This window comes from Povalibacter sp. (assembly GCF_036520495.1).
Lineage (GTDB): Bacteria > Pseudomonadota > Gammaproteobacteria > Steroidobacterales > Steroidobacteraceae > Steroidobacter.
In genome coordinates this window covers 77265-103383 of record NZ_DATDJO010000006.1, presented here as the reverse complement: position 1 = coordinate 103383, position 26119 = coordinate 77265, and the positions used below count along the sequence as shown (strand labels likewise).

Sequence of the window (26119 nt, the reverse complement as noted above, 5' to 3'; positions counted from 1 at the left end):
CGACAGGCAACAGACCCGCCCTTGGTCAGTACTGACCTTGTCACGCCGCCGATACATTGCGCTGCCTACAGACGATTGGAGATTGCGATGTTTGGCCTGTCGAGTATCAGCTGGAATGTTCAGCGCACTGTTTGCCTGGCGCTGACCGCCGCCATTGTCGTGACCAGCCTCATTGGCGGTGCCTATGTCGCGAATCACGCGGCGCATCCTGGTTATTCCGTGACGATCACGCAGCTGGCGTAGCAGCGACGTACGTCGTCACCAGACGTCGCAATGCTGTTCCGGTGGCCTCACCATCGGCGAACCGGCCTTGCAGGCAAACGCCTGCTGGAACTCGGGCAAGTTGGATAGCGGACCGATGACCCGATATTTCGCCACCGGGTGCGGATCGCCCTGCACCATCTTGCGGGCGAACTCCGGTCGCGCCGCATCGCCGCGGAACTGTCCCCAGGCGATGAAGAACTGCTGATCCTGAGTGAAGCCATCGACGTCGCCGGCCGGCGGCTTGCCGCGTTGTGAAATCTTGAAGGCACGATAGGCGATGCGGGCACCTGCCAGGTCGCCGATGCTCTCGCCCAGCACCAGCTTGCCGTTGTGGTGAATGCCGGGTTCGATGAAGTAGTTGTCGAACTGCTTCACGACACACTCCCCGCGTGCCTGGAATTTCTTCAGATCCTCGTCGGTCCACCAGTTCTTCAGACGTCCCTGGGCATCGTATTGCGCGCCCTGATCGTCGAATCCATGACTGATCTCGTGCCCGATGACGACGCCGATCGCGCCATAGTTGACGGCGTCGATCGCATCCATGCTGAACGCGGGTGGCTGCAGGATGCCGGCAGGAAATACGATCTCATTCAGCAGCGGGTTGTAGTACGCATCCGAAGTCGGCGGCGTCATGCCCCAGCGACCACGATCGACCGGCTGGTTGATCGTGTCGAGATTGTCTTTAACCCCGAACTGCCGCGCGGCCACGACAGACTCCCAGTACGCATTGCGGTCGATCGGCACCGCGCTGTAGTCCTTCCACTTGTCGGGATAGCCGATCTTTGGATCGAACGTTGCGAGCTTCTTCAAGGCTTTCTGTTTGGTCGTCGCACTCATCCAGTCGAGACCGTCGATCGTCTCGCTCATCGCCAGGCGCAGATTCTTCACCATCTCCTGCATGCGACCCTTGGCTGCGGGCGGAAAATATTTCTCGACGTAGAGCTTGCCCAGCGCCTCGCCCAGCAGGCTGTCCGTCGTCTCGACGCAGCGTTTTGCACGTGGCTTTCGTTCCTTCGCGCCCTCGAGGTACGCATCGCGGAACGCAAACGTCTCCTGCGCCAGCGGATCCGACAGTGAAGGCGCCGCCGCAGACAGCAGCTGCCACTCGAGGTACGTCTTCCAGTCAGTCACCGGCGCAGCCGCCAGCTGCCGGTTCATCTCTTCCATGAACTTCGGCTGCGTTACGTTCAGGTCGGCGGTGCCAACACCCATCGACGCATAGAAGGCCTTCCAGTCGAACTGTGGCGTGAGCTGCTGCAGCTGCGAAAAACTCATCTTGTGATCCGTCGCTCTCGGATCGCGCAGCGCCACGTTCTCCAGGGACGCCCTGGCCAGTTCGGTTTCCATGCGCAGCACGGTCTGCGCTGCCTGCTGCGACGTCTTTTCGTTCGCGCCTGCGAGCACGAACATCTTGCTGACGTGGTCGAGATACCTGACGCGGGCTTCCTTGAAGCGGTCCTCGTCCTTCACGTAGTAATCGCGATCCGGCATCCCGAGGCCCGCGGCATAGATCTGCGCGATGACGTTCGACGGCTCGTGATTGTCGGATTCGCCCAGGAACGCGAACGGCGCATAGACACCAATGCTCTGCAGCTCGGCGATGACCCGCTGTACATCCTGTGCAGTCTTCATGCGCTCGATCCGTGTCAGCAACGGTTGCAGCGGCTTCACACCAAGCTCGTTCGCCCGCGCCTCATCCATGCAGCCCGCATAGAAGTCACCCGTGAGCTGTTCCACACTGCCACGCGGCGCATTCGTCGCAGCCGTCGCTTCGAGGATCGTCTGCAGGCGATCCTTGGATGCCTCGCCGGCCGCCCAGCGGCGACTCCAGCGCGGCATCGATGCCGGAATCGGGTTCTCCGCGCGCCACTTGCCATTGGCGAACTCGAAGAAGTCGCCGCAGGCATCTGCCTTGCGGTCGATGTCACCGAGCTCGACGCCGTGCAGCTGGTCTTGCGCCAGTACAGCCGCCGGGATCGAACACACCACGAGGGCCGCGAAGGTCGTTACAGGATTGCGCATCGATTCCTTCTCCAATGAAGTGCACGAACACTATAGGCCGGAGCCGCAACGGCGGCGACCAGCGGACGCGACAGACAGTGCTCCAATTGCGGCGGACACCTGGCGGACAGTCAGGCCGGGAGCCGACTCGTCTGCATCACGAACTCGCGCGCGTGTGGATCATCGGCAAAGAGCGGGATCCCCAGATACCGGCAGGCGTCGAGCCAGTCGCGTAACGGCCGCAGCGCCTCGAACGGCTGGCGAGTTCCCGATGCATAGGCAAAGGCATCGCACACCAGCTGCGCCTGCCTGCAAGCCCACTGCTCGAATGCTGCTGACGAATGAATCAACTCATTGCGGATGAAGTCCGCTGCAGTCGCGAGTCGCAAGTTGCCGTCGAGCGCATCGATCGATCGCAGTCTTTCTTCCGCCAGTCCGAACTGCGGCGCACCGAACCATTCCGTAAAGCCGCCGGCTTCCCGCGGCACCCAGGACGGGCAATCGATACACGCCTGCGCCAGTACCTGTTTGAGTTCGGCTTCGAGCGCGCGCGCCGCATCGATCGAATCCAGTCGCAGCACCAGCGATTGATGCAGATCGAACCGTTCGAAGTAGCGCGGACTGAAGGTGTGGATCCGCTGCAGCGGATTGTTCGAGAACCCGACTTTGAACGCGGAGCAATCCGTCAGCGCAAACAGGTACACGAACCAGGCGAGGCTGTGACCTGAGATGACGTCGCGATGATCCATCTCACGGACCGTCAGTCGGGATGTTGGCGGGTAACGACGGCGCTCTCGCAAATGCAGAGCGTGCGGCCCCGGCAAGTGCAGAAAGGATCGCGGCTCCAGTGAGGCGCCGTCGAGTAAACGCTGTCATTGGACAATGTTAGCGGGTAAGAACGGCGCGGTCCTCCGACAGCGAGAGCTCGCACGGCACCCGTTCGACCAAAGTCGAATCCACGAGGGAAAAAACGGACACTCCGGAGACTCCTCTCAGCGCTTCGCCACCAGGCGAATACGCGTGATCTCCGACGGCGCACCGAATCTCTTCGGCGGCCCCCAGTAACCCGTGCCGCGACTGACATAGATCCAGAGCTGGTTCAGCCGGTGCAAACCGGCAGTGAATGGCTGCTGCAGCGGGACGAACAGATTCCACGGCCAGAACTGTCCGCCATGCGTGTGACCGGAGAGTTGCAGATCAAAGCCCGCATCCGCTGCGGCCGCTGCGGAGCGGGGTTGATGCGCCAGAAGAATCCTGACCGCCGCATTGGCAGGCGCACCGATCAGTGCGGCGGCCGGATCGCTGCGCTGCTGCGGATCGAAGTGATGAGCGCTGTAATCCGTCACACCCGCGACGACAAGTGCGGCTTCGCCTCGGGCGACCACCACGTGCTCGTTCGTCAGCACTTTCAGGCCCAGACGTCGCAGTTCACGCGTCCAGGCGGGTTCGCCCGAATAATATTCGTGATTGCCCGTGACGAAGTAGACGCCATGGCGCGCCGTCAATTTCGCCAGCGGCTGCACATCCGCCGCGAGTTGCGGCACGGTGCCGTCGACCAGGTCGCCCGTAATCGCGATCAGGTCCGCATCGAGTGCGTTGGCTGCGTCCACGATGGCATCGACATAGCCGCGCTTGATGGTCGGGCCGACATGCACGTCGCTGATCTGCACGATCGAAAAGCCGTGCAGTCCTGCGGGCAGGTTGGCAATCGGCACATCGACATCGACGACGCGCGCACGGCGACGGGCATTCACCAGGCCAACGACCGTTGCGGTCACTGACAGCGCGACGACGAGCAGCGCAGAAATATAGGTGGCGGAGGCAGCCCGGTGCGGCGCAAACAGCGCGAACACCAGTAAGGTGATGTCCCGCAACAGTGTCAGCACCAGCAGCGACGAGAAGAATCCCATCATCAGCATGCCCGCCCACGAGACCCGGTCCGCCAGCGATTGCCGCTCGATGGATCGGGTCATCATGCCCAGGGGCATCAACAGACTGGAGGCGACCAGGACCGCGACGCCAATCGCCCAGCCGAGCGGCGTCAGCCCCAGGTCCGGCAGCAACCGACTCCCTATATAGAAGTGCAGCAGCACCAGGACGGCGATTGCAGTCAGGAACGAACGGCTGGGGCGCACTGTAAGGGAGTGTTTTCCAGGAGGCAGGGCCGTTCAGTATCGGGCCCGGCCGGCCGGTTTCAAGGCAAAACACCTGACTGCGAGCGAATTCCCCGGCGAACCCTTCACGCCAGACGCAATGCAACCGACAATGTCCGAGCTCAGCGGTCAGCGAAGAACAAGATCCCATGCTCAAGGATTATCTGAAGCAAGGCGTACGCATCGAAGGCCTCTTCGATCTCATCAGCAAAGGTCAGGACGCCTTCGACGGCAGCTGGAGCTACGAGCACCACCTGACCTCCCGCAACCTGATCAAATTCTTTGCCGACGACTCGGGCCAGAACCCGATCCGTGTCCTGCCGTACAAGCGCGGCGAGAATGCCAGTACACCCATGGCCGGCGGCGAAGTGATCTCGGGTGAATTCACCGGCTGCATCATGGGCATCTACAAGGGCCGTGGCATCGCCACCGTCAATCATGTGGATACCGAAAAGAACGGCGACGGCGAGATGCCGCAGAAGGAGGCGTGGCTGAAGCTCAAGAAGACGAGCGGCTTCGAACTCTTCAACGAGTGCTCGACCCTCGGCCTGATTCCTGCGTTCATCCGCGGCATCAAGGACAAGAAGCTGATGAAGTACGGCACCGGCATCGTGATCCTGTGCGTGGCCTCACCGACGAAGTACTACAGCATCACCAAGGCCGCGGTGTTCAGGGACAGCGAACACAACTACAAGGTGCTGAAGATTCTCTGAAGACGGTTAAAAAAGAAGACATGGCGGCCGACTGCGTCGGCGAGGGGGCCTGCGGCAGGGAAGCTAGCGCAGGGAGGCCTGACGGCAGGGAAGAGAGATCTTTATCTTCCCTGCTGACGAACGTCAGCCTTCCTGCCAACAGCCCCCTTGCCGAGGGCCTCCATGTGATCGAAGGAAATCCCGCGGGACCTACCAAGTCGGCCGCCATTTCAGATGAGCCCGAATCGCCACAAAAACGGCTTCTAGCAGCGTTGCCGCTCGCCCTACCGCGATGCGAGCCGTTGAGCGCCTTTCAGGCAGGGACTAAGATCGGATCGAGGTGCCCATGGATGAGTTGTTCACGCTCGTGTATGCGGAATTGCGCAGGATCGCCGGGCGGCAACTGCGGGGCGAACGCTTCGGGCACACCCTCTGCACGACGGCGCTGGTACATGAAGCCTGGTTCGAGCTGTCGAAACTCAACCGCATCCAGTGGCAGAGCCGTTCCCACTTTCTTGCCCTGGCCGCACAGGCTATGCGCCGGGTGCTGATCGACTATGCGGTGGCCAGGCGTACCCAGAAGCGTGGTGGCGGTAAAGCCGTCGAATCTCTCGAAGCAGATGCGCTGCTGGTCGTGCACGAACGTGCCGACGATTTCATTGCGCTCGATGAAGCCCTGCAGCGCCTGATGGCGCTCAACGAGCGACATGCGCGCATCGTCGAGTGTCGTTTCTACGGCGGTATGAACGTCGATGAAACCGCCGAAGCGCTCGGCATCTCCGCTGCCACGGTCAAACGCGACTGGACCCTTGCCCGCGCCTGGCTCAACAAGGAGCTCGGCACATGAACAGCCGGGAGACAGACTCCGCAACGAGGACACACACATCGATGTCCGCCGCGCGCTGGTCGCGAGTCCAGGACGTGTTCACGGCGGCTATCGAATGCGAAACGGCACATCGCCCTGCCCTGCTGGCCCGCGAGTGTGATGGAGACGTGAGCCTGCTCCACGAAGTGGAGTCGCTGCTGCAAGGTCACGACAGCGCCGGTCTGATCGATGGCCTCGCGCGGGATCTGGAAGTGCCGGGCCACTGGCGAGCCCATGTCGATGCGATGGAATGGACGGGGCGCAGAGTGGCTCACTATGAAGTGCTGAGCCCGCTGGGCGCAGGCTCCATGGGGTGGGTGTACAAGGCCAGGGACGAGCGCCTGGACCGTACCGTCGCGCTGAAATTCCTGCCGCCGCACCTGAGCGCTCGCATCGAAGCCAAGGAACGTTTGCTGCTCGAAGCGCGCGCCGCCGCGGCACTCGATCATCCGAACATCTGCACGGTGCATGAGATCGGCGAGACCGCCGACGGACAGATGTTCATCGCCATGCCGCTGTATGAGGGCGAAACGCTGGAGATGCGTCTCGAGCGCGGCCCGGTCGCAGTCGCCGAACTGATCCGCATTGCCGCGCAGATCGCGAACGGTCTCGCCAAGGCACATGTGCACAGCATCGTGCATCGTGACATCAAGCCTTCCAACGTCATTCTGCTGCCCGATGGAGCGGTCAAGGTCCTCGATTTCGGTGTCGCCGCAATGGGTAATGCTGCGGGCAGTGACTGTTCGGGAGCCGCGATGGGCACGCTGGCCTACATGAGCCCCGAGCAGCTGCGCGGCGATCCGGTGACTCATCAGACCGATATCTGGTCGCTGGGCGTCGTCCTGCACGAGATGGCGAGCGGGACACGGCCCTTCCAGGGTGAGAGCGCGCGCGAACTCAAGTCGTCCATCGTCACCACGGATCCGCGGCCGCCGAGCGCCCGCCGCACCGAACTGCCCGGTGAGCTGGATGAAATCATTGCCCGAGCCCTGGCGAAGAACCCGGAGCAGCGCTACGCCTCGATGGCATGCATGGCGGCGGAGCTGGCTGCGCTCGCCGAACACGAACGCTACACGACGCCTGCGACGACGCGATCCACCGACGGCTCCACCAGCGTGTCGTCGGCGGGTGAGCGGCGCCGTGGCGTCGTGCTGATCACGATGGTGTCGGATTACGCAGCGCTCGTTGAGCGGCACACGCCCGACACACTCGAACGCCTCATGGACGACATCCGCGGTGCGGCAGTGGAGATCGTGCGCCGGCATGGTGGTCTGGTGAATCACGCCCACGATGAGGAGATCGTCTCGCTCTTCGGCGTGCAGGCAGGACACGAGGATGACGATCTGCGCGCAGTGCGCGCGGCGCTGGAACTGAGCACACGCACATTCGCGATCGCTCCTGCCGAACCGGGCGAGCCCGCTTCGCGCGTGTATGTGCAGTCCGGCCTGCACGCAGATTCGCTCGTGGTGCAGCGGCTGAATGCCGGGCCGCGGCGCTATGCCGTCACGGGCAGCGCCATGCAGGTCGCGCAACGCCTTGCCATGCTGGCATCGCGCAATGCCGTGCTCATCAGCCCCGAATGCCGGCGTCTCATCACGCCGTTCATCGAGTCGGAGCCGCAGGACCCCGTACCGCTGCGGACTGGCGATGCGCCCGTCACGCCATACCGGGTGCTCGGTGAATCGGGACTGCAGACACGTCTTGAAGCTGCGATGCGTCGCGGCCTGTCGACATATGCCGGACGCCACGCCGAACTCGAAACGCTGTTGCAAAGGTACTCGCAGACGCGCGACGGCCTGGGACAAATTGCCTTGATCATCGGGGAAGCCGGGGTCGGCAAAAGCCGCCTGCTCTATGAATTGCAGGAACGCATCGGTGCGAGTGACGTGCGCATTCTGCAAGCACGATGCCGTTCTCATGGCGGCGTTGCGCCGTTCGTGCCATTCGTGGACATCCTGCGTCAGGTCCTGCGGCTGGCGTCCAATCAGATCCGCCCCGACGTCGAAGCCGATGTCGTGGCGCGCATCCGTACCTTGGGCTCGGCATTGGAGCGCTTCATCCCGCTATACCTGCACCTGTTGTCCCTCGTCAGCGAGAGCCATCCGCTACCGCGCGAACTGCGCGGCGAACACTTGCAGCAGGCCATGCCCGAGGCACTGGCTGCGCTGTTCGCCTCGTTGACGGCACAGTTCACGACGGTATTGCTGCTGGAAGATTGGCACTGGAGCGATGAAGGATCCCGGGAAGCATTGCATCGATTGGCCGAGACCGTGTCGGCTCATCCACTGTTCGTGGTCATCACCAGCCGGCCCGAGTCGGTCGATCGCATCGAGCAGGTACGCGCCGCAACGCGTCTGCAGCTTGCGCCCCTGGGCTTCGATGCGTCGGTGACGATCATGCAGGACGTACTGCACGTCGACCGCGTTGCCGAGACATTGGCGCGACGCCTCTACGAGCGCACGGGCGGCAATCCGTTCTTCCTGGAAGAAACCTGCCGCACGTTGCTCGAACAGGGATCGGTCGCCACCGAGGACGGCGAAGGCGTGGCCGCCGGGGGTGTCGAGGCGTTACGACTCCCGGATACCGTTCAGACGGTCATCCGCACGCGCCTGGATGCGCTCGACAAGCACTCGCTCGAGGTACTGCGTATCGCATCCGTGATCGGGCGCGAGTTCACGCGTCCCTTGCTCGTCGAGATCGCCGAGCGGACGCTGGACGTACCGCGATCGCTCGAACGACTCGGCACCGCGGGACTCATCCAACAGATCAGCGTCGTGCCGGAAGTGGCGTATCGATTCAAGCACGCGCTGACGCACGAGGTGACCTACGAGAGCTTCCTGGGTCATCAGCGACGGTCCTGGCACAGTGTCATCGGGCGCGCGATCGAACGACTCACGCCGCAGCACGGCGATGAGCAGGCAGAACTGCTTGCCTACCATTTCGGGCGCGCCGAAGCGTGGCGACCCGCGATGCACTACGGCCGCCGCGCCGCCGATCGCGCCCGCGCACTCGGACAGTTCGCCGATGCACTCGCCATGCTCGATCGCGTGCAGCATTGCCTGACGCAACTGCCCGATGACGAGGAGCGGGCCGATCTGACGGCCGATGTCATGCTGGAGCAGGAACGACTGTGCGAAACACTCGGCCAGCGCGGACGGCAGCAGCAGATCGTGGGTGAACTCATTGCGCTGCTGGCGCCCCGCGGCGCATCGGCGCGACTCGCTCAGGCTTACTTGCGTCAGGGCGATCTGCTGACGCTGCGCAAGCACTTCGATGCCGCGGATCGTGCGCTGGGCACGGCATTGCGGGTGAGCCGCGAGCATGGCGATGCCGGGCTCGAACGTCATGCGCTGCGCAGCATCGGGCTGTTGCGCTGGCACGATGGACGACACGCCGAGGCGCTGGCCATCACCGAGCGTGCACTGATGATCGATCGTGAACGTTGCGACGAACTCGCCGTCGCGGGCGACCTGGCGAATCTCGGCATCATCCTCAAGAGCATGGGAGAACACCCCCGCGCGATTGCATGTTTCGAGGAAGCCCTCGCCATGCCTGTGCTCATGCAGGATCCTTCCCTGCTCCTTTACAGCCTGCAGAGTCTCGCCAACGTCTACCGGATGCTGGGCCAGCAGGACCGTGCACTCGAATATCTGCGACGCGCCAACGCAACGTCCCGCGATCATCTGTTGCCGATCCAGCGATCGTTTCATCTGATGGCGCTGGCCCATATCTGTCTGCAACAGGACCGGATCGACGAATCGCTGCAGACCTATCGTCACGCGATCGAACTCAGCCGCCGGGCCCATCACGCCGACGGCCTGGTGCAGGCACTGCGCACGCTGGGCGAAGTGCTGCTGGGTCTGAACCGGGACGACGAGGCGCTGCCTCTGCTCACAGAGGCGGCAACCCTGTTCGCCCAACTCGAGGATCGGGCAGGCGAGATCGAGGTCCGCAGTCACGGGGCAGCCATCCTCGAACGCAAGGCGCTGCCGCGCGAAGCGGCGATCGAGTGGGAGAAAATGCGCGACTTGTGCATTGCCGTTGGCAACGCGGCAGCGGAATTGACAGCACTCGAAGGTCTTGCACGCACAGCTCGCCAGCTGCCGGATACTCCCGGGGAGACGATTACACGGCTGGAAGCAGCACTGACCCTCGCCACCAGGCTTGGAGCGACGCGACGCGAACTGGTCCTGCGCAACTTGCTCGGCATCGAGCACTGGCAACGCGCCGACTATGCGCACGCCTTGCGGCATTACGAAACAGCACTCGGCCTGGCACGAGCACTCGAGGACCGTACCGCCGAAGGCTTGATCCTCAACAGTCTCGGCGTCACGCTGAGCCGATTGGGCCGGCACGAAGAGGCTCGGACGGCCCTCGAGGAAAGCGTCGAGCTGAACGGCGCCACGGGCGAGCATCTGCTGCAGGCTCACGCGCTCGCCGCACTGGGCGAAGCGTGTCAGCTGGCCGGCCGATCTGCCGAGGCACGTTCCTGCCTGGAGCGGTCGCTGGCGATCCGTCGCAGCCTCGACGATCGGATTGGCGAAGAACATCTGGTACAGCGTCTGGCGCAGATACCCGCTTGCTGAAGGAGTAAGTCATGCCCCGATACGTCATTGAGCGCACCGTTCCTGCGCTTTCGCGTGAGGAACTCGCGGCTGCCGCGCGCCGCTCCATCGCCGTGCTCGAAGGCATGCCGGAGGTGCGCTGGATCCGCAGTTACGTCTCCGACGCCGAAGGCAAGATCTACTGCGAATACGACGCACCCAGCCCCGAAGCAATTCGCGAACACGCAAGGCGCGCGGGTCTGCCCGTCGATCGCATCGCCGAGGTCGCACTGGAGATCAGCCCGGCGATGTTCGTGTGAGGGAGAAGGTGCTGGGTGCCAGGCGCCAGGCGCTGGTAAAGACTCAGGGGCTGCCGCGGGATCCGGGTGCCCAACATTCTTGTGGGTTCGACTTCAGTCGAATGTCAGAAGGGTCGCGCGCCTGCGGCGTAAACGTCCGGCTAAAGCCCAATGGCACTTACTTAAAGCCGGAAGCCGCACTCCTCTCGTCATTTGTGGGTCCGGCTTCCCCGTGGGATTCCCGTTGGTCACAGCCGGACATTCGAAGAATTCAGATGTTCGACTAAAGTCGAACCCACAATAAGAGGCTGAAAGAGCCTTAAGTAAGCGCCATTGGGCTAAAGCCGGACCCACACAGGCGCCGTTAAACAAGTTCTGATTCCGAAGCCTGGAGCCTAGCGCCTGGCGGCTTCTCCTCGCGCCTGGCGCCTTTCCTCCTCACCCCCACCGCGGTGTTTCATCCGGACTGATCCCCAGCAGCGTCTTGGCCATGAGTTCGTGCGTGAACATGGAGTTCGCCGGGTGAATGCGCCCGAGTCGCGCGTCACGGAACAGCTGCTCGAGCGCACTGCGACGAAAGATCCCGAACCCGCCGCCCAGTTCGAACGCGAGATCCACCACACGCCACGCATCCTCGACCGCGTGATACTTCGCCGAGACGATCTTCGCGGGCCACGACGCGCCGTGATCGACACCGTCGGACCAGTCCTTCGCGACGCTTTCCAGGTGCGGTTCGATCGTATCCAGCAGCAGGCCCATCTGGGCCACGCGGTGCTGCACTTCGGCGTGATAGTGCATCGGGCGGGACAGCGCGATCGAGCGCCGGGTCTTGATCGACTGGACAGTGAGATCCAGCGCGCGACGCGCCAGTGCGTAGTAGATGTTGCCGAAGCCCAGCAACGCCCACGCAAACACGCCGAGCACGAACGAATCCAGCCCGGCAGCGCCCGCAGGCACGACCCGCACGATGTAGCGATCTGGAACGAACGCGCCATCCAGAATCGTGTCGTCGCTGCGAGTGGCACGCATTCCCATGACATCCCAGGTTTCTTCGATCCGATAGCCTTCCGTATCGCGCGACATGAATCCGTGGACGATCTTCGGTGCGGCGGGATCGCTCGTGTCCATCCCGTGGACGCCGAGGTAGGTCCATACGGGTGACAGGCTGCCAAACGATTTTCGGCCGGTGAATCGATAGCCGCCTGCGACGCGTTCGGCCTTGGTGGTCGACAGCAACACCGGAATGTCATTGCCGCTTTCGGCGTGGCCTGCGGCAAAGACTTCACCCTTCGCGGCTTCCTCGAGCAACCATTGCAGCGAAGTATCGCCGGCACGGAACAGATCCGCGGCCACACCGGTCCAGTACACATGCATGTTGATGGCCAATGCAGTCGGTGCGGCGTAGTACGCCAGCCGGCGCTGTTGGCGCACCACCTCGGCGAGCGACATGCCGAGCCCCCCGAATTCGACCGGCACGGCGATCCGCAGATAGCCCGAATCGCGCAGCTCCTCGAAATCCTCCGTGAAGAAACGGTTCTGCCGGTCGTACTCCGGCGCGCGCTGCGCAAACCTCGACAGCATCTCCTCATCGAGCGGATCGGTTGGCGACCGGCGCAGTGTCTTGGCGTCGTCGATGCGGGCGTTCATCAGCGTTCCTCTCTGAGTTGAATTCAGGTTGGCGATCCGCGCCTCGCGGGCGGCGGATCTTCAGAGGGCAAAGCACCTCTTTCCAATGTCAGGAAGCCAGAAACGTGTGCCGATCGGCTCAGCACACAACGCAGCCGTACCTTGCGCTGCAGCGACGATCAGGTTTAGGGCAGCTTACGCCGGGCGAGGAATGCGGGGGAATCCCGGAAGACTCATTCGAGCAGCCGGGTGATCGCATCGCGCTCCGAGGCGGTCAGCTCGAACCCGAAGATCGCGAGGTCGTCGCGCAGATGCGCCGTCGACTTCGTCCCCGTCAGCGGCACCACGCCTTCGTGGGTCAGGTAGCGAAACAGGATCTGGGCGGGAGTGCTGGCATAGTGCTTCGCCAACGACTGCAGGGTCTCGCTCGCGAGCAACTGCGGATTGGCACTGAGCGTCCAGAAGCTCTGATACAGGACGCCGCGCTCCCGGCAGTAGGCGCGGATCTCCCGGTCGTAGCCCGTGTCGGCGTAGAAACGATTCTGCAGCACCGCGGGTTTGATGCGCGCTGCAGCATCGATCCGTTGCAGCACGGACAATTCATAGCAGTTGCTGATGCCCAGTTGCCGCACGATTCCCTGCTCCACCAGCGATTCCATCGCCCGCCACACCTGAAGGGTCTGCGCCAGTGTCTGCATCGGCGAGTGCAGCACCAGACTATCCAGGTACGTCGTCTGCAGATGGCGCAGCGAGGCGGCGAATGACTGCTGCACCTGCTCTGGAAGTGACGCGCGAGGATCGTAAGGAACCCGTTGCGGATCCTGGCCCGACAGCGATGTGAACTTGGTCTGCAGGTACAGATCCGTGCGCTTCAGCCCATCGCTCAGGCAAGCCGCAACGCCGTCACCCACCCCCGCCTCGTGATAGTGCTTCGGCTGACACGCTGTATCGATGCCGCGAAAGCCTGCGCGGATTGCCTGCGAAACCAGCGCGGCGGTCTGCTCCTTCTTCCACGCAGTGCCGTAGAGCAGCGCCGGGACCTGCACACCTGAACGAGACTGCACCAATGGAGTGGTTGGCATGGAGGGTCTCCGGTCATCCGGGTTTCATGGAACATTCGTCGATTCTCCGCGGAGAGAAGCACGTACACCAGGGAGTACAGAATTCGAAAAGTTTGCGGACCCGGTTTCTGCGGCTTTTTCAGTGCCGCAGGACCCGGTGCGGGAACCTTCCGGTCACGCGCCAGCATTGACTCTCCTGCAGGCACGGCTGAATCCATGATCGACCCGCACATCAATTCGACCAACGCGGCACTCAGGCGCAACAGGATCGGCGCGCTGGCGCAGTGCAGCGACGACGAACTCGTCGCTGCGGCGCGCCAACGGCACAACGCCGCCTTCGAAGCACTGATGCGCCGCTACAACCGTCGCCTGTTCAGAGTGGCGCGCAGCGTTCTACGCGACGCAGCAGCCGCCGAAGATGCGGTGCAGGAGTGCTACGTACAGGCATTCACGCACCTGCATCGATATCGACCCGGGGCCTTCGGCGCCTGGCTGACCCGCATCGCCCTCAACGAAGCCCTCATGATGAAACGTCGCCTGCGACGCACGACGGTGTCGCTCGATGACATCGAGGAGCAGGCCGATAGGTACCTCGCCGACGAATCGCTGACCACCCCGGATGCATCGCAGGAGACGAGCGCCAGGCAACTGCTCGAACAATCCATCGATACGCTGCCGCAAGCGTTTCGCACCGTGTTCCTGCTGCGCGCCGTCGAACAGCTGAGCATCGCAGAGACTGCAACGTGTCTCTCCCTCAACGAAGCCACGGTGAAGACGCGCTTTCATCGGGCACAGATTCGCCTGCGCAACGACATCACTCAACGCCTGCAGCAGGAACATCTCACGCTGTTCGACTTTGGCGCGGAGCGCTGCGATCGCATCGTGGCAAACGTGCTGACCCGGCTCTCGGGCATACCCACGTCTGCAACACCCGGCCTGCTGCTCTGACAGCTTCGGAGGGACTCGATCATGAAGCCGAAACACTTCGTCGCTTTGACAGTGACTCTTGCTGCCTTGCTCGTCGTAGACACACAGGCAGAGGAGACGTCGCATCACAGCAACGGACCGCGAAACATCACCGATTTCGCTCCGGAACTGCACGCGATCCGCGAGATCGACAAGGGCCGACAGGCCTTTCGCTACGGCACCTTCGGCGGCGAGGACTTCTGGGGCGATTCGCTCGGCCTGCATGAATCGATTGCAGGAGCAGCGAATGGGGGCGTCGGACCGGGTGTCAGTCCGAAGACTGCCCTCGCCGTGGGATTGAAGGTCGATGTCGAGGCGCTGCCTGGCAGGCTGCTGCGCGCACTTCGCAGGGGCGACGTCAATCTCGATGATCCCGCCGTCACGGTCGCGCTGCTGCGTCTCGGCGCGGTGGTTGGCGTTACCGGCTTCTTCGACAAGTCGAACCGACTGCAGTCGATCGGCATTCAATGCGCTCTGTGCCATTCCGTCGTCGACGACTCTTTCGCACCCGGCATCGGCCGGCGTCGCGATGGTTGGGCCAACCGCGATCTCAACATCGGCGCCATCGTCGCGCTCGCTCCACGCCTTGAACCGGTGGCTGGTTTGCTCGGCGTGGATGTCGCGACGGTTCGCGCGGTTCTCAATTCGTGGGGACCGGGAAAATTCGACGCCGAGCTGTTCCTCGACGGCAAGGCGTTCCGCCCCGACGGCCGCTCGGCGGCCACGCTCATTCCACCCGCCTTTGGCCTCGCCGGCGTGAACCTGCACACCTGGACTGGCTGGGGATCGATGACCCACTGGAATGCCTTCGTCGCGAATCTCGAAATGCACGGCAAGGGTACTTTCTACGACCCGCGCCTCGACGATGCGACCCGCTTTCCTATCGCAGCACGCGAGAAGTTCGGACACGTGACAGCGACCGAGGACCAGATCACGCCAGCGCTGGCATCACTGCATCTCTACCAGCTGGCACTCGCTGCGCCCGATGCGCCGCGCGGCAGCTACGACCCGGCAGCGGCCGCGCGGGGTCAGACGATCTTCAACGAGAAAGGACGTTGTGCGTCGTGCCATGTGCCACCACTCTTTACGGAACCTGGCTACAACATGCACACGCCGCAGGAGATCGGCATCGACGACTTCCAGGCGAATCGCGCGCCGGACGGGCGATATCGCACTGCGCCTTTGCAGGGTCTGTGGACGCATACACGCGGCGGCTTCTATCACGACGGGCGTTTCGCAACGCTGGGCGATGTGATCAACCACTACGACTCGCTGTGGTCGCTCGGGCTCTCAGGCGCCGAACGGTCGGATCTGGAGCAGTACCTGCGGTCGCTGTGACGTAGGGAACGGAAAAGATCTCCGCGGGGGGCACGGGGAATCACGACGTAGGAAAAGCTTTCGTTCGCACCTCCAGATCTCTCGTCCCCTGTGCTCCCTGTCCCGCGGGATTTCCTCCAGTCATGCCCCCGTGGAGGTCTTATTGACCTTCTCCCACTCCGTGATCTGAGCCCCAACGTCAGGTAGGCTCAAGGGATGACACAGTCCTGGTGGCTCTACCTGCTCGCCTGCGAAGACGGGCGCACCTATGCGGGCATCGCCACCGATGTCGAAGCACGTTTCGCTGTGCACAGTAAAGGCAAGGGCGCCAAGTTCACCCGCTCGAATCGTCCCGTCCGCGTGCTTGGGGCACGTGCGTTCGTCAGCAAGTCCGAGGCGCTCAAAGCCGAGGCAGCGCTGAAGAAGCTGTCCAGGGAAGAAAAACTCCTCTGGGCGCAGACCACCGGGACGGATTGATTTTCTTTGTCTGTCCTGTCGATTGCGTCGATCCGCGTTCGTATAGGGGATGAACGCCAGCGTGGTGCCGGCACGAGGAGAACGCGATGAAGCAGTACCTGATCAGCATGTACCAGCCCGATGGTCCCGGTCGTCCGGACCCGGAGTTCCTTGGCAAGGTCATGCGCGAGATCCATCAGATCCGCGACGAACTGCAGTCACAGGGCTCGTGGGTGTTCGCGGGCGGACTGCATGACGTGAGTTCGGCCACGGTCGTGCGCGTCCGCAATGGTGAAACGCTCATCACGGATGGGCCGTTCGCCGAAGGCAAGGAGCACCTGGGCGGATTCACCATCGTTCGTGTGGCCGACCTCGATGCTGCCCTGGGATGGGCGAAACGCTATGCCCAGGCCACCACCCTGCCGATCGAAGTCCGTCCCTTCATGGATGAAGGCGGCGACTGATGTCGTCGCTGCCGCTTGCGGACATCGAGCGGATATTCAGGGCGGAGTACGGACGTGCAGTGGCCGTACTGCTTCGCAGGTTCGGTTCGATCGATCTCGTCGAAGAGGCGGTTCAGGACGCTTTCGTTATCGCGGTCGAGCGCTGGCCTTCTGCCGGGCTGCCACCGAGCCCGGCAGGCTGGATCATCACGACGGCACGCAATCGAGCCATCGACCGACTGCGTCGCGAAACATCGCGCGAGGATCGCCATGCGGCCGCGCTGCTGCTCCAAGCCAGCGACGAACCGGAGGAAGCCGCTGTGCGCGATGATCGGTTGCAGCTGATTTTCATGTGCTGTCACCCCGCCCTCGCGATGAGCGCACAGGTCGCACTGACCTTGCGTCTGCTGGGCGGGCTGACGACACCAGAGATCGCTCACGCCTTCCTCGTTCCTGAAACAACGATGGCGCAGCGACTGGTGCGCGCCAAGACCAAGATTCGCGACGCCCGCATTCCCTATCGCATGCCGGCGGATGCGGACCTGCCGGAGCGGCTGCGTGCCGTGCTCGCAGTGATCTATCTGGTGTTCAACGAAGGTTACGCGGCAAGTGCGGGCGAACAACTGATCCGCCACGAGCTGTGCGATGAGGCGATCCGGCTGGCGCGCGTGCTCGTCGAACTGCTCCCGTACGAGCCGGAGACAGTGGGACTATTGGCATTGCTGCTGTTGCTCGATTCACGACGGGCGGCCCGGACCGATGCGAACGGCAATCTCGTGCTGCTGACTGATCAGGACCGCAGCCGCTGGAACGATGAACGCATCGTCGAGGGTCAGACGCTCGTGCGCGAGTGCCTGCATCGTAACGAACCCGGACCGTATCAGATTCAGGCCGCGATCAACGCCGTGCATAGCGACAGCAAAGCCACGGGGACCATCGACTGGCAGCAGATTCTGCAACTCTACGATCGATTGCTTGCCATGCAGCCCACGTCCATCGTGGCCCTGAACCGCGCGGTCGCCCTGGCAGAAGTGAAGGGTCCGGCAATTGCGCTCAGGCTCGTCGAGGAATTACCGCTGCACGACTACTACCTGTTCCACGCCATCCGGGCCGATCTGCTGCGACGACTCGGTCAGCACGAGCAGGCCATTGCGGCTTACTCGCTCGCCATCGAGCGCTGCGAGAACTCAGCCCAGCGCGACTTCCTGACAGGTCAGGCGCGCAAGCTGGCGGGATAGTCAGCCGTTCGTCGTTGCGATCTCATCGCGAAACTTTCGCTACATCTCGCCGCGCGCCATGTACAACGCTCGCGGAACCGACCCTCGATATGCGGAGTCTTTCAATAAATCCCTGCCGAGGGCTCCGCGATGACACGACTCGACAAGCCATTGAAACGCGAAATCCAGATCGGCGACGATCTCTACGTGGTGACGATCTCGCCGGAAGACCTGAAGCTGACACGCAAGGGACATCGCAAAGGCACTGTGCTGCGATGGCATGACCTGATCAGCGGCGAGGCGGCACTCGCCGTGGCGCTCAATGCTTCGGTCACCGAAACCTGATGATGCGGAGGAGATTCTTCATGAGCACTCTCGCCGACTTCCCCATTACGAAGAAGTGGCCGGCGAAGTATCCCGACCGTATTCAGCTGTATTCGCTGAATACGCCGAACGGGATCAAGGCCTCGGTGATGCTCGAGGAAACCGGCCTGCCCTACGAGGCGCATCTCGTCGACTTCGACAAGGACGAGCAGAAGTCCCCGGAATTCCGCTCTCTCAATCCGAACGCGAAGATCCCGGCGCTCATCGATCCACACGGACCCGACGGCAAGCCGCTGCCATTGTTCGAGTCCGGCGCGATCCTGATCTATCTCGCCGACAAAAGCGGCAAGTTCCTGGCGCGCGACGCCGCTGCGCGTTATCAGACGATTCAGTGGCTGATGTTCCAGGTCTCGGGTATCGGCCCGATGTTTGGCCAGCTCGGCTTCTTCCACAAATTCGCCGGCAAGGACTGGGAAGACAAGCGGCCTCGTGATCGTTACGTCGCGGAATCCAGACGGTTGCTGCAGGTTCTGGATCAGCGATTGGCCGATCGTCGCTGGATCATGGGCGATGACTACACCATCGCCGATATCGCCACGTTTCCTCTGGTGCGTAATCTCGTTAGTTTCTACGACGCCGGCGACCTTGTAGGGATCGCAGACCATCCCCATGTCACCCGTGCGCTCAACGCCTTCGTCGCGCGACCGGCCGTCGTGAAGGCAGTGAATATTCCGGCGCGCAGTTGATCATTCAGCCACGGCTCATTCACGCATCGCCATAGTGAGTCACGCATGTCGGGGTTTACTTGCGGCCAAGGTACCTTGCACCGTTGTAATGAAGGACCCGCAACTCCCTCCCCGGCCGCTCACTCCAACAGACCACAGCCGGAGAAAAAGTCCATGAACATCCGCAGCATGTTGCTACTCACAGCGCTGGTCGTGACGGCCAGTGCCTTTGCCGATTCGTCCACTACGCCACCGGAACAAGCGTCGATTCCCTTCGCCAGCAACGGTGGTATTCGTAACTGGCAGGCCGACCGGGACAAGGGCCTGTGGATCCAGGACTCGCGCGGCAAGTGGTACTACGCCGAATTCATGGGCGACACGTGCCGCGGTCTCAACTTCGCGACTTCCATCGGCTTCGATACGTTGCCGATCGGAACGCTGGATCGCACGAGTACGGTGATCGTGCCACGCGATGGCCGCTGCCCGATCAAGAGCGTGGTCAGCAGCAAGGGACCGGAGAAACGCAAGAAGTCCCAGCAGGAGATGCCCGCCGCCACGGAGAAATCGGACACGACGACCGATTGACGACGACCCATTGACGTCGGATCGCGTTGAGTTCCCCGCCCGGCCCGTGGCCGCAATGTGGCTCTCTGCCGGGCGAAACTCGGCTGAACGGACGAGGGCCCGCGCATTGCCGGGTGCTAGGATCGCCGCACTCCTACAAGGCTGGGCCCGAGCATGGCAACCACCGAGGCGCTTGCACGCCATCCGACCGCGACCGGGGATCGAAGCTCGCTGATATTGTGCTGGAGCAGCCGCGCGCTGACGGCAACGGTCTGGATCAGTGCCGCATTGTTCGGCCTCTATATCCTGGCGTTCTACGCAGCCGCACTGATCGACGGCAACATCGAGAAGTGGAACGAGGGACTGCCGCGGCTTTACGAAAGCCATACGCCGCTGGCCACCGCCGGTATCGGCCTGCACTTCGCAGCCGGCGGCATCATCCTGGCGCTCGGCTGCATTCAGGTCGTAAGCGCGATCCGCAACCGCTATCCGGCGCTGCATCGATGGATCGGCCGCGTCTACGTCAGCGCTGCGTTTCTCACGGGCCTCGGCGGACTGACCTTCATCTTCACGAAGGGCACGATCGGCGGTCCCGTCATGGATGTCGGCTTCGGCATCTACGGCGCACTGGTGTCATTCACCGCCGTTCAGGCGTATCGCCACGCAAGAGCACGACGCTTCGAGCAGCATCGGGCCTGGGCACTGCGGCTGTTCGCGCTCGCCATCGGTTCATGGCTGTACCGCATGGATTACGGCTTCTGGTTCCTGCTGGCCGGCGGCGCCGGACATACCGAGGAATTTCGCGGTCCCTTCGATGCCGTGATGGCGTTCTTTTTCTACGTCCCCAATCTCATCGTCGTCGAAGCCCTGCTGCGAGCACCACGCAGCAACGCCTCACCGATGTTCCGTTACACCGCTTCCGCCGCATTCACCGTCGCAACCGGCTTCCTGCTGCTCGGAACCTACTACTTCACGAAGGTCTACTGGGGACCGGCGATCCTTGCGCGGCTCGCTTAGACCGGAGACCGGAAAAGATCTCCACGGGGGACACGGGGAAAGACGGGCTCGGAGCGGAAGATTTTCTTTCCCCGTGATACCCCGTGTCCCCCGTGGAGAATTCTTCGGTTTCGTCTCTCGCCTTCTCAGGGCACGCCCATCAGCGCCAGGCCCTGGGCAACCGACGAGAACTCATCGCCGCCTACGAGTTTCTCTGCGCCGAATCTGCTGGCGAACTGATTGCGAACCGCCGGGACCAGTGAGCTGCCGCCCGTCATGAACACGCGGGTGATGTCGGACGGACGGACGTTCGCGCGCGTCAGTGCCTGCTCGGTGGTCGTCGCGATGTTGTCCAGGTCGTCCGCGATCCAGCGTTCGAAATCGCTGCGTGTCACCACATTGTCGATTTCGACGGGACCGGCCTTGAAACGCAGCTGCGCACGGTCCTGCGACGTCAGCGCCTGCTTCACGCGCGAGACCGCCTGGAACAGCGAGAAGCCCTCCTCGTTGCGGATCACGTGCACCAGTCCTTCGAAGGCCTCGCGGTTGTCCGCCGACTTGAGAATGTCATCGATGAGTCGCAGGTTCTGGCGCGTGTTCATCACCGACAGCTGATGCCAGCTGGAGAAATTCGCGTAAATCCACAACGGGATCGGCAGCGCCTTCGCTTCCGGCCGGAACACGGAGCCCATGCCGAGCGCGGGACACACGGCGTGGTAGACGATCTGATAGTCGAATCGATCGCCCGCGATGCCGATACCGGTCTGCGCAAGCGGCGTGATCTTCGGCTGCGCGCCGTCGGCCTCCACTTCGACGACCGAAAAATCGCTGGTGCCGCCGCCGAAATCGGCGACCAGCACCAGATGCCGTCCGGTGACCTTGCGCGCGAAGGCATAAGCAGCGGCCTCGGGCTCCAGACCGAATCGATCGGGTGCACGGCCAGCAAGTCGGAATGCTTCGGTAAGGCGCGTCTGCGCCAACGCATCATCAGGATTCGGACCGGCGAAACGGATCGGTCGCCCGGCAACGAGCGGCGTATCGGCCACGAATCCTTGCGATGACGTGGCCTCATACAAATGCGTGAGCAGCGTCCCGATGAGATCTTCGAGCGTGAACACCTGCGAGAACATCCGCGTGTCGGTGAAGGTCTTGCTGCCCAGGAACGACTTCATCGACTGCACCAGTCGCGCGGGCCCGGTGCGTGCGAGGTAGTCGGCCATGGCGTCGGCGCCGGCGCTGCTTACGGGACGCGCCGTTCGATCGATGTCGTTCGGCCTGAAGCAGAGCATCGACGGCAGAGTCGAGCTCGCACCAGCCCGCGTCTGCACGGGCAGCACCGCTGATCGGCCTTCCTGATCGACCACGGCAATGACGGTATTGCTGGTGCCGAAATCGACACCGACGGCGAGAGGACGCATGGGGATTCACGGAAAAAACGGGCCGCGCAAGGTACAGGCGTCGTTCGCGTCGGTCAATTCGAACGTCCCGGATTAGAATCGGAAGGAATTTCCAGTGGGGACACGGGAACACAGGGACGGAAATATGCCTGGTGAATGCATTCTTACCCCGTGATCCCCGTGCCCCCCCGTGGAGAACTCCGCTCCGCTCTGATCTCCGTCTGAAATCCGGCTCTTCAGCGCGAATTCACCGGCAAATCCACCGACGAACGAAATTCTGCCCGGACCCGCAACGGCTGACCGGCAGGTCACCGCAACTGGCCGGCCGGCTGCAGATTCACCGGAACGCCGTCGCTACTGTTCTTCCCACGCTTTGACGACCCGCAATGGCTTTTCGGTGACGATTACCCAGCTTCAATAGGCCCCCTTCGCCGGTGCGCGTCCACGGTGCGCACCGGCATCTTTTTCCGTGGCAACTTCCTGTGGATCCTTGCATCGCTCCTGGGCCCCGATTGATGCGTTGACTGAATGACACTTATCGCCGCTGCCCAATGATCCGGGCGCTTCCAGCGATTACTGTGTCGTCAACCAATCGACCGCAGGAGATATCGATGCCCCACAACATTGCCGTCCTCGTTGGCAGTCTGCGCAAGGACTCGTACAACCGGAAAATCGCGAATGCCATCGCAGGGCTGGCTCCAGCGGGAGTGACATTCGAACAGGTGCCGATCGGCGACCTGCCCCTCTACAACGAAGATCTGGAAACCAGTTCGCCGCCGGCGCAGTGGACGGCCTTCAGGGAAAAGATCAGGTCGTCGGACGCCGTGCTATTTGCGACACCGGAATACAACCGCTCGGTTCCCGCGGCACTGAAGAACGCGATCGATGTCGGCTCGCGCCCCTACGGCAAAAGCGTGTTCCAGGGCAAACCTGCTGCGGTAGTCAGCGCCTCCGTCGGTCCGATCGGCGGATTCGGCGCCAATCATCACCTGCGTCAGTCGCTGGTGTTCCTCGACATGCCGGTGCTGCAGCAGCCAGAAGCCTATGTCGGCAGCGCGCAGAACCTGTTCGACGATGCGGGGAAATTGAAGAACGCCGATACGGAAAAATTCCTGCGCGGCTTCGCGGAGAAGTTCGCCGAGTGGATCAGCAGGAATAGATAAAGCAGGTACACCAAGGAGCACAAAGTCGGAGCCCCCAAGAGCACAAGGGCGATTGAGCTACAGAGAAATAATTTCTGACCAGTTTTCTTTGTGCTCCTTTGCGGTCCCCATTTGTGCTCCTTTGAGTGCGTCCGTCCGTCTCAGCGCCTTCAAAGCGTCGCACAGCTGCTCGACGCTGCCGCATCGAGGCGAGGGAACGCCTGCGCTGCGATCTCCGAACGGCAGCGCTCGGGGCCGGCGACAGCAGCGCAGGAGATCGTCACATCTTTGAGCGCACGACTGCCAAGGTTCAGGCAGCGCACCGAATACGTCGTGGGTCCATCCGACTGCGGCTTCTGCTGGAAGCGCAGATACCAGCTGTCGCCGGACAGCGTTGCGAGCTCCAGGACACGGCTGCGGCATTCTTCCGTCGCCCCGTCACGGCAGTAGCGCTCCTCGCAGGCGTTGATCGATCCGGATTCGCAGGTCGACTGCAATTCCTTCTCACGCAGCTTCAGCTCCGCCGGACCGCCGCCCTTGGTCCATGTCATGCACGCAGTGTTATCGCCCGCGTTGCATTGAGTGAGCAGAGTCTCCAGCTCCTCGGGTGACTTTCGCGGGACCGGAGCGCGTGTCGCATTCGACGACTTCTTCGACTCCGTGATGCCTTTCACGAGCGTCGCGTCCGAGCCGCATCGCTTGTCGGAAAAGATCCTGGTGCCATCGGGCGCAGTGCACGTATAGATCTGCGCCGGCGCCTGCGTGTACGCCAGCAACATTCCTGCGATCAGCAAACAGCGCCAGACCACCGCCATCCATCCTCCGGATCGTTCCCACCTGCCGCCCGATCGGCCGGACTGGCGGTCGGGATCTTACTGCAGGCGCCCCGTCTACAACGAAAGCGGGGACGGGGCACATGCCCCGATCTGTGCGCCAGTCCACAAAGCGCCTGTCAGCGGCCGGCCGGAGCGGCCACAGAGGTACAGCTTCCGCATGGCCCGGCCGTTAACGTAGAGGCCAGAGACCCCCAATCCTTATGAAATCAGCGTCCGAAAACTCCCTGCCGCGTCGCGCCCTGATCGTGGACAACGATCCGGCGACGCTCGAGTCGACCGCTGCCCTGCTCAAGCTGCAGGGTTTCGCGGTCACGACGGCCAGCGACGGCGCCGAGGCTCTGACCGTGTTCGCGCGCGACTGGTATCCGCTCGTCATTGTCAGCCGCAACATTCCGACGCTGGATGGCATCGAAATCGCCTCGCGACTGCGTGTCATCGCGCTCGCCCCCGTGTACGTCATCATGCTGACCGGCAGCACCGATGCACGCGACCATGAATTGGGATATTGCGCCGGCGTCGATCAGTACCTGCTGATGCAGAACTATCCCGGCGAACTCGTCGGCAAGGCCGAGGCCGGCCTGGTGGCGGTGCGTCGTCGCCGTTCGTCGCGAACCGACCCTACCGATGAACTGGCCATCGTCGATCTGGAGAACGGCGCACACACTGCACGTCATCTCGTCGGTCGATTGCATGCCGAGATCGCCCAGTCAGCCCGCAGCCGCGGCATTCTGCAGATCCTCAGCGTCGAACTGCATACCGACGACGATCAGATGTTTGCACGCCTGAACCTCGGAACGTCGACATCGAACGCTCTGCTGCAGGCAGTGCACGATGCCATTCGTCCGAAGCTCGACTGGGTGGCGCGCCTGCCGGCGCCTGCACACACCTGCCGCATCGCGGTGGTCATGCCGGAAAGCTCGCCCGTCGATGCCCCGGCAGTCGAACAGCGAATTCGCAACGCCTTCGTGCACTGGAATACGGAGTCGGCGCTGAGCGATGTGCGGTTGAGCTGCGGACTCGCCACCCTCGCACGCAACGAGACGCCGCCGACGGCGCTGGATTTTCTCGGCCAGGCGGAACGCAACCGGCGCGGCAAGGACAACGCACGAACAGGAATCTTCCACGTGCAGCGGGAGAGTGTCGCGTAGAGCGGCGCAAGCGAGGAAGGCGGATGCAGAAGATCGCGATGCGGGCCGCTTTGGACTTGATTTGCGCCGCTGTGTCCCGCGGCTTTCCGCAGCTCCTTTGTCCGCCTGCCTTTTCTTCTGTGGGTCCGGCTTGAGCCGGACATCTGAGAATCGAATCTGTCCGGCTGAAGCCGGACCCAGAGAAAACCACTCAGAATGCCCTCAAGGCATCTTTGTATTAATCCGTCATGCCCGTGACCAACGGGAATGACGAATCTGGAATTGATCAGACCTTCCTCAAGTCAGAGCTCTTTTGGGTCACAGCCGGACAGATCTGGCCCGACCGGCAGGTAATCTCACCGGGAAGTCAAACCATAAACGCCGGTTCTTCGCGCCTGAGCGCATCGTGAGCAACAAGTCCGATTGCCCCGAACTGAGCATCTGCGCCATCCCGCCGTACAAGCAATCCACAAAGACTGTGGATAACCTCGGGACAACGGCACCTTGACTTTGACAGCACGCGGCAATTGGGCTGCAAGTGTTGGATTGATCAATTTTCGATCACTATTTATTTGCGGCGCGCCGTCGGCTTCGCTCGTTTTATTTGCCTTGCACGCTTGACAACCGTCGGGCTGTTCGCCAGCAACTTTTTCAGCTTCTTGCTCAGCGCCTGCAGTTCGGCTTTCGCGCGCTTGGCAACTTTTTGTGCCTGCTTCATCAGCTTGCGCGCCTCCCTGGCCTGTTCCTTGGCGTGCTGCCGTCGCGCACGCGCTTCCTGGCGTCGCGCTTCCAGATCGGTGAGCTTGCGAGTCATTCGCACGGTCGCTGCACGCTTCGCCATGGCATTGCCCTCATCGTTGTCCGTTATCGAGCCGAGTCGAGAATGGTCCCGTCATCGCAGAATCATCCACTTGACGCGACTTCCGAGCAACCGCCGCCAGACTCACAGCATCGGATCGATCCCGACGTCCTGGAGCGCAATCAGACGGTCACAAAGCTGCCGCAGGCACAGCAAATGCTCACTAAATGACACGTTCACATGACACTTTCATGTCACCGCTGCGAACGGCCACAGTCGCCGTCGCAGGGTTGCATGCGTTCATC

General features: G+C 62.6%; 24 protein-coding genes. 16 read left to right on the top strand and 8 right to left on the bottom strand.

All coding sequences use genetic code 11. The annotated features are described in order from the left end of the window. The first annotated feature begins 87 nt into the window (after window positions 1–87). Window positions 88–243 (top strand): hypothetical protein, encoded by a 156-nt coding sequence (locus tag VIZ63_RS02540; protein WP_331607916.1) that lies wholly within the window; start codon window positions 88–90, stop codon window positions 241–243. 15 nt (window positions 244–258) lie between these two features. Here the strand turns inward: VIZ63_RS02540 and VIZ63_RS02535 are convergent, their stop codons facing one another. From VIZ63_RS02535 to VIZ63_RS02525, 3 genes are all read right to left on the bottom strand, one after another. Next, window positions 259–2286 carry a M13 family metallopeptidase gene (locus VIZ63_RS02535; protein WP_331607914.1) on the bottom strand — a complete coding sequence of 676 codons (2028 nt, stop codon included), beginning with the start codon at window positions 2284–2286 and terminating at the stop codon, window positions 259–261. 110 nt (window positions 2287–2396) lie between these two features. Further along, window positions 2397–3014, bottom strand: coding sequence for a GIY-YIG nuclease family protein (locus tag VIZ63_RS02530; protein ID WP_331607913.1), 618 nt, complete (start codon window positions 3012–3014; stop codon window positions 2397–2399). A gap of 243 nt (window positions 3015–3257) precedes the next feature. Beyond that, window positions 3258–4400, bottom strand: a complete 1143-nt coding sequence (locus VIZ63_RS02525) for a metallophosphoesterase (protein WP_331607912.1) — start codon at window positions 4398–4400, stop codon at window positions 3258–3260. 167 nt (window positions 4401–4567) lie between these two features. Here VIZ63_RS02525 and VIZ63_RS02520 point away from each other — a divergent pair, with 167 nt between their 5' ends. The 4 genes from VIZ63_RS02520 (at window position 4568) to VIZ63_RS02505 (ending at window position 10839) form a co-directional block, all read left to right on the top strand. After that, the gene (locus tag VIZ63_RS02520) at window positions 4568–5131 is read left to right on the top strand and encodes a hypothetical protein (protein WP_331607911.1); all 564 of its coding nucleotides are present in this window, start codon (window positions 4568–4570) and stop codon (window positions 5129–5131) included. Between the two features lie 325 nt (window positions 5132–5456). After that, the gene (locus VIZ63_RS02515) at window positions 5457–5957 is read left to right on the top strand and encodes an ECF-type sigma factor (protein WP_331607910.1); all 501 of its coding nucleotides are present in this window, start codon (window positions 5457–5459) and stop codon (window positions 5955–5957) included. Between the two features lie 41 nt (window positions 5958–5998). Next, window positions 5999–10561, top strand: coding sequence for a serine/threonine-protein kinase PknK (locus VIZ63_RS02510; RefSeq protein ID WP_331607909.1), 4563 nt, complete (start codon window positions 5999–6001; stop codon window positions 10559–10561). A gap of 11 nt (window positions 10562–10572) precedes the next feature. After that, on the top strand, window positions 10573–10839 hold the full coding sequence (locus VIZ63_RS02505) for a DUF4242 domain-containing protein (RefSeq protein WP_331607908.1): 267 nt from the start codon (window positions 10573–10575) through the stop codon (window positions 10837–10839). Between the two features lie 417 nt (window positions 10840–11256). On the opposite strand, the gene VIZ63_RS02500 is transcribed toward VIZ63_RS02505, so the two are convergent. Together VIZ63_RS02500 and VIZ63_RS02495 are read right to left on the bottom strand one after the other, a co-directional pair. Further along, complete coding sequence (locus VIZ63_RS02500; protein ID WP_331607907.1) at window positions 11257–12465, bottom strand: acyl-CoA dehydrogenase family protein; 1209 nt, start codon at window positions 12463–12465, stop codon at window positions 11257–11259. Window positions 12466–12677: 212 nt separating this feature from the next. Continuing rightward, window positions 12678–13526, bottom strand: a complete 849-nt coding sequence (locus VIZ63_RS02495) for an aldo/keto reductase (RefSeq protein ID WP_331607906.1) — start codon at window positions 13524–13526, stop codon at window positions 12678–12680. A 195-nt stretch (window positions 13527–13721) separates the two neighbouring features. Between VIZ63_RS02495 and VIZ63_RS02490 the strand changes: the two genes are divergently transcribed. The 9 genes from VIZ63_RS02490 (at window position 13722) to VIZ63_RS02450 (ending at window position 20534) form a co-directional block, all read left to right on the top strand. Next, complete coding sequence (locus VIZ63_RS02490) at window positions 13722–14453, top strand: RNA polymerase sigma factor (protein WP_331607905.1); 732 nt, start codon at window positions 13722–13724, stop codon at window positions 14451–14453. Window positions 14454–14474: 21 nt separating this feature from the next. Next, window positions 14475–15809 (top strand): hypothetical protein, encoded by a 1335-nt coding sequence (locus VIZ63_RS02485; RefSeq protein ID WP_331607904.1) that lies wholly within the window; start codon window positions 14475–14477, stop codon window positions 15807–15809. A 195-nt stretch (window positions 15810–16004) separates the two neighbouring features. Beyond that, complete coding sequence (locus VIZ63_RS02480; RefSeq protein WP_331607903.1) at window positions 16005–16265, top strand: GIY-YIG nuclease family protein; 261 nt, start codon at window positions 16005–16007, stop codon at window positions 16263–16265. Between the two features lie 86 nt (window positions 16266–16351). Continuing rightward, a complete protein-coding gene (locus tag VIZ63_RS02475; protein WP_331607902.1) occupies window positions 16352–16708 on the top strand; it encodes a YciI family protein in 357 nt (118 codons plus the stop codon). Then, window positions 16708–17925 carry an RNA polymerase sigma factor gene (locus VIZ63_RS02470; protein WP_331607901.1) on the top strand — a complete coding sequence of 406 codons (1218 nt, stop codon included), beginning with the start codon at window positions 16708–16710 and terminating at the stop codon, window positions 17923–17925. Before VIZ63_RS02475 ends, VIZ63_RS02470 begins: the two co-directional genes overlap by 1 nt. Before the next feature lie 129 nt (window positions 17926–18054). Beyond that, a complete protein-coding gene (locus tag VIZ63_RS02465; RefSeq protein WP_331607900.1) occupies window positions 18055–18249 on the top strand; it encodes a hypothetical protein in 195 nt (64 codons plus the stop codon). 20 nt (window positions 18250–18269) lie between these two features. Continuing rightward, window positions 18270–18974, top strand: coding sequence for a glutathione S-transferase N-terminal domain-containing protein (locus VIZ63_RS02460; RefSeq protein ID WP_331607899.1), 705 nt, complete (start codon window positions 18270–18272; stop codon window positions 18972–18974). A 153-nt stretch (window positions 18975–19127) separates the two neighbouring features. After that, the gene (locus VIZ63_RS02455; protein WP_331607898.1) at window positions 19128–19538 is read left to right on the top strand and encodes a DUF6491 family protein; all 411 of its coding nucleotides are present in this window, start codon (window positions 19128–19130) and stop codon (window positions 19536–19538) included. 153 nt (window positions 19539–19691) lie between these two features. Beyond that, window positions 19692–20534 carry a DUF2306 domain-containing protein gene (locus tag VIZ63_RS02450; protein WP_331607897.1) on the top strand — a complete coding sequence of 281 codons (843 nt, stop codon included), beginning with the start codon at window positions 19692–19694 and terminating at the stop codon, window positions 20532–20534. 125 nt (window positions 20535–20659) lie between these two features. Here VIZ63_RS02450 and VIZ63_RS02445 read toward each other — a convergent pair whose 3' ends face one another. Further along, on the bottom strand, window positions 20660–21931 hold the full coding sequence (locus VIZ63_RS02445; protein WP_331607896.1) for an Hsp70 family protein: 1272 nt from the start codon (window positions 21929–21931) through the stop codon (window positions 20660–20662). Window positions 21932–22515: 584 nt separating this feature from the next. On the opposite strand from VIZ63_RS02445, the gene VIZ63_RS02440 reads away from it, so the two are divergent. Next, on the top strand, window positions 22516–23073 hold the full coding sequence (locus tag VIZ63_RS02440) for an NAD(P)H-dependent oxidoreductase (protein WP_349261106.1): 558 nt from the start codon (window positions 22516–22518) through the stop codon (window positions 23071–23073). 149 nt (window positions 23074–23222) lie between these two features. Here the strand turns inward: VIZ63_RS02440 and VIZ63_RS02435 are convergent, their stop codons facing one another. Further along, window positions 23223–23867: a hypothetical protein gene (locus VIZ63_RS02435; protein WP_331607894.1), complete on the bottom strand. Its 645-nt coding sequence runs from the start codon at window positions 23865–23867 to the stop codon at window positions 23223–23225. 221 nt (window positions 23868–24088) lie between these two features. Here VIZ63_RS02435 and VIZ63_RS02430 point away from each other — a divergent pair, with 221 nt between their 5' ends. After that, window positions 24089–25036: a response regulator gene (locus VIZ63_RS02430; protein ID WP_331607893.1), complete on the top strand. Its 948-nt coding sequence runs from the start codon at window positions 24089–24091 to the stop codon at window positions 25034–25036. Between the two features lie 547 nt (window positions 25037–25583). On the opposite strand, the gene VIZ63_RS02425 is transcribed toward VIZ63_RS02430, so the two are convergent. Continuing rightward, window positions 25584–25856, bottom strand: a complete 273-nt coding sequence (locus VIZ63_RS02425) for a hypothetical protein (RefSeq protein ID WP_331607892.1) — start codon at window positions 25854–25856, stop codon at window positions 25584–25586. Window positions 25857–26119 lie beyond the last annotated feature (263 nt).

What these genes read in the sequence shown, in the direction of transcription:
- VIZ63_RS02540 (WP_331607916.1), top strand. Translation starts at nt 88, where the DNA reads ATGTTTGGCCTGTCGAGTATCAGCTGGAATGTTCAGCGCACTGTTTGC.
- VIZ63_RS02535 (WP_331607914.1), bottom strand. Translation starts at nt 2,286, where the DNA reads ATGCGCAATCCTGTAACGACCTTCGCGGCCCTCGTGGTGTGTTCGATC.
- VIZ63_RS02530 (WP_331607913.1), bottom strand. Translation starts at nt 3,014, where the DNA reads ATGGATCATCGCGACGTCATCTCAGGTCACAGCCTCGCCTGGTTCGTG.
- VIZ63_RS02520 (WP_331607911.1), top strand. Translation starts at nt 4,568, where the DNA reads ATGCTCAAGGATTATCTGAAGCAAGGCGTACGCATCGAAGGCCTCTTC.
- VIZ63_RS02515 (WP_331607910.1), top strand. Translation starts at nt 5,457, where the DNA reads ATGGATGAGTTGTTCACGCTCGTGTATGCGGAATTGCGCAGGATCGCC.
- VIZ63_RS02510 (WP_331607909.1), top strand. Translation starts at nt 5,999, where the DNA reads ATGTCCGCCGCGCGCTGGTCGCGAGTCCAGGACGTGTTCACGGCGGCT.
- VIZ63_RS02505 (WP_331607908.1), top strand. Translation starts at nt 10,573, where the DNA reads ATGCCCCGATACGTCATTGAGCGCACCGTTCCTGCGCTTTCGCGTGAG.
- VIZ63_RS02500 (WP_331607907.1), bottom strand. Translation starts at nt 12,465, where the DNA reads ATGAACGCCCGCATCGACGACGCCAAGACACTGCGCCGGTCGCCAACC.
- VIZ63_RS02495 (WP_331607906.1), bottom strand. Translation starts at nt 13,526, where the DNA reads ATGCCAACCACTCCATTGGTGCAGTCTCGTTCAGGTGTGCAGGTCCCG.
- VIZ63_RS02490 (WP_331607905.1), top strand. Translation starts at nt 13,722, where the DNA reads ATGATCGACCCGCACATCAATTCGACCAACGCGGCACTCAGGCGCAAC.
- VIZ63_RS02485 (WP_331607904.1), top strand. Translation starts at nt 14,475, where the DNA reads ATGAAGCCGAAACACTTCGTCGCTTTGACAGTGACTCTTGCTGCCTTG.
- VIZ63_RS02480 (WP_331607903.1), top strand. Translation starts at nt 16,005, where the DNA reads ATGACACAGTCCTGGTGGCTCTACCTGCTCGCCTGCGAAGACGGGCGC.
- VIZ63_RS02475 (WP_331607902.1), top strand. Translation starts at nt 16,352, where the DNA reads ATGAAGCAGTACCTGATCAGCATGTACCAGCCCGATGGTCCCGGTCGT.
- VIZ63_RS02470 (WP_331607901.1), top strand. Translation starts at nt 16,708, where the DNA reads ATGTCGTCGCTGCCGCTTGCGGACATCGAGCGGATATTCAGGGCGGAG.
- VIZ63_RS02465 (WP_331607900.1), top strand. Translation starts at nt 18,055, where the DNA reads ATGACACGACTCGACAAGCCATTGAAACGCGAAATCCAGATCGGCGAC.
- VIZ63_RS02460 (WP_331607899.1), top strand. Translation starts at nt 18,270, where the DNA reads ATGAGCACTCTCGCCGACTTCCCCATTACGAAGAAGTGGCCGGCGAAG.
- VIZ63_RS02455 (WP_331607898.1), top strand. Translation starts at nt 19,128, where the DNA reads ATGAACATCCGCAGCATGTTGCTACTCACAGCGCTGGTCGTGACGGCC.
- VIZ63_RS02450 (WP_331607897.1), top strand. Translation starts at nt 19,692, where the DNA reads ATGGCAACCACCGAGGCGCTTGCACGCCATCCGACCGCGACCGGGGAT.
- VIZ63_RS02445 (WP_331607896.1), bottom strand. Translation starts at nt 21,931, where the DNA reads ATGCGTCCTCTCGCCGTCGGTGTCGATTTCGGCACCAGCAATACCGTC.
- VIZ63_RS02435 (WP_331607894.1), bottom strand. Translation starts at nt 23,867, where the DNA reads ATGGCGGTGGTCTGGCGCTGTTTGCTGATCGCAGGAATGTTGCTGGCG.
- VIZ63_RS02430 (WP_331607893.1), top strand. Translation starts at nt 24,089, where the DNA reads ATGAAATCAGCGTCCGAAAACTCCCTGCCGCGTCGCGCCCTGATCGTG.
- VIZ63_RS02425 (WP_331607892.1), bottom strand. Translation starts at nt 25,856, where the DNA reads ATGGCGAAGCGTGCAGCGACCGTGCGAATGACTCGCAAGCTCACCGAT.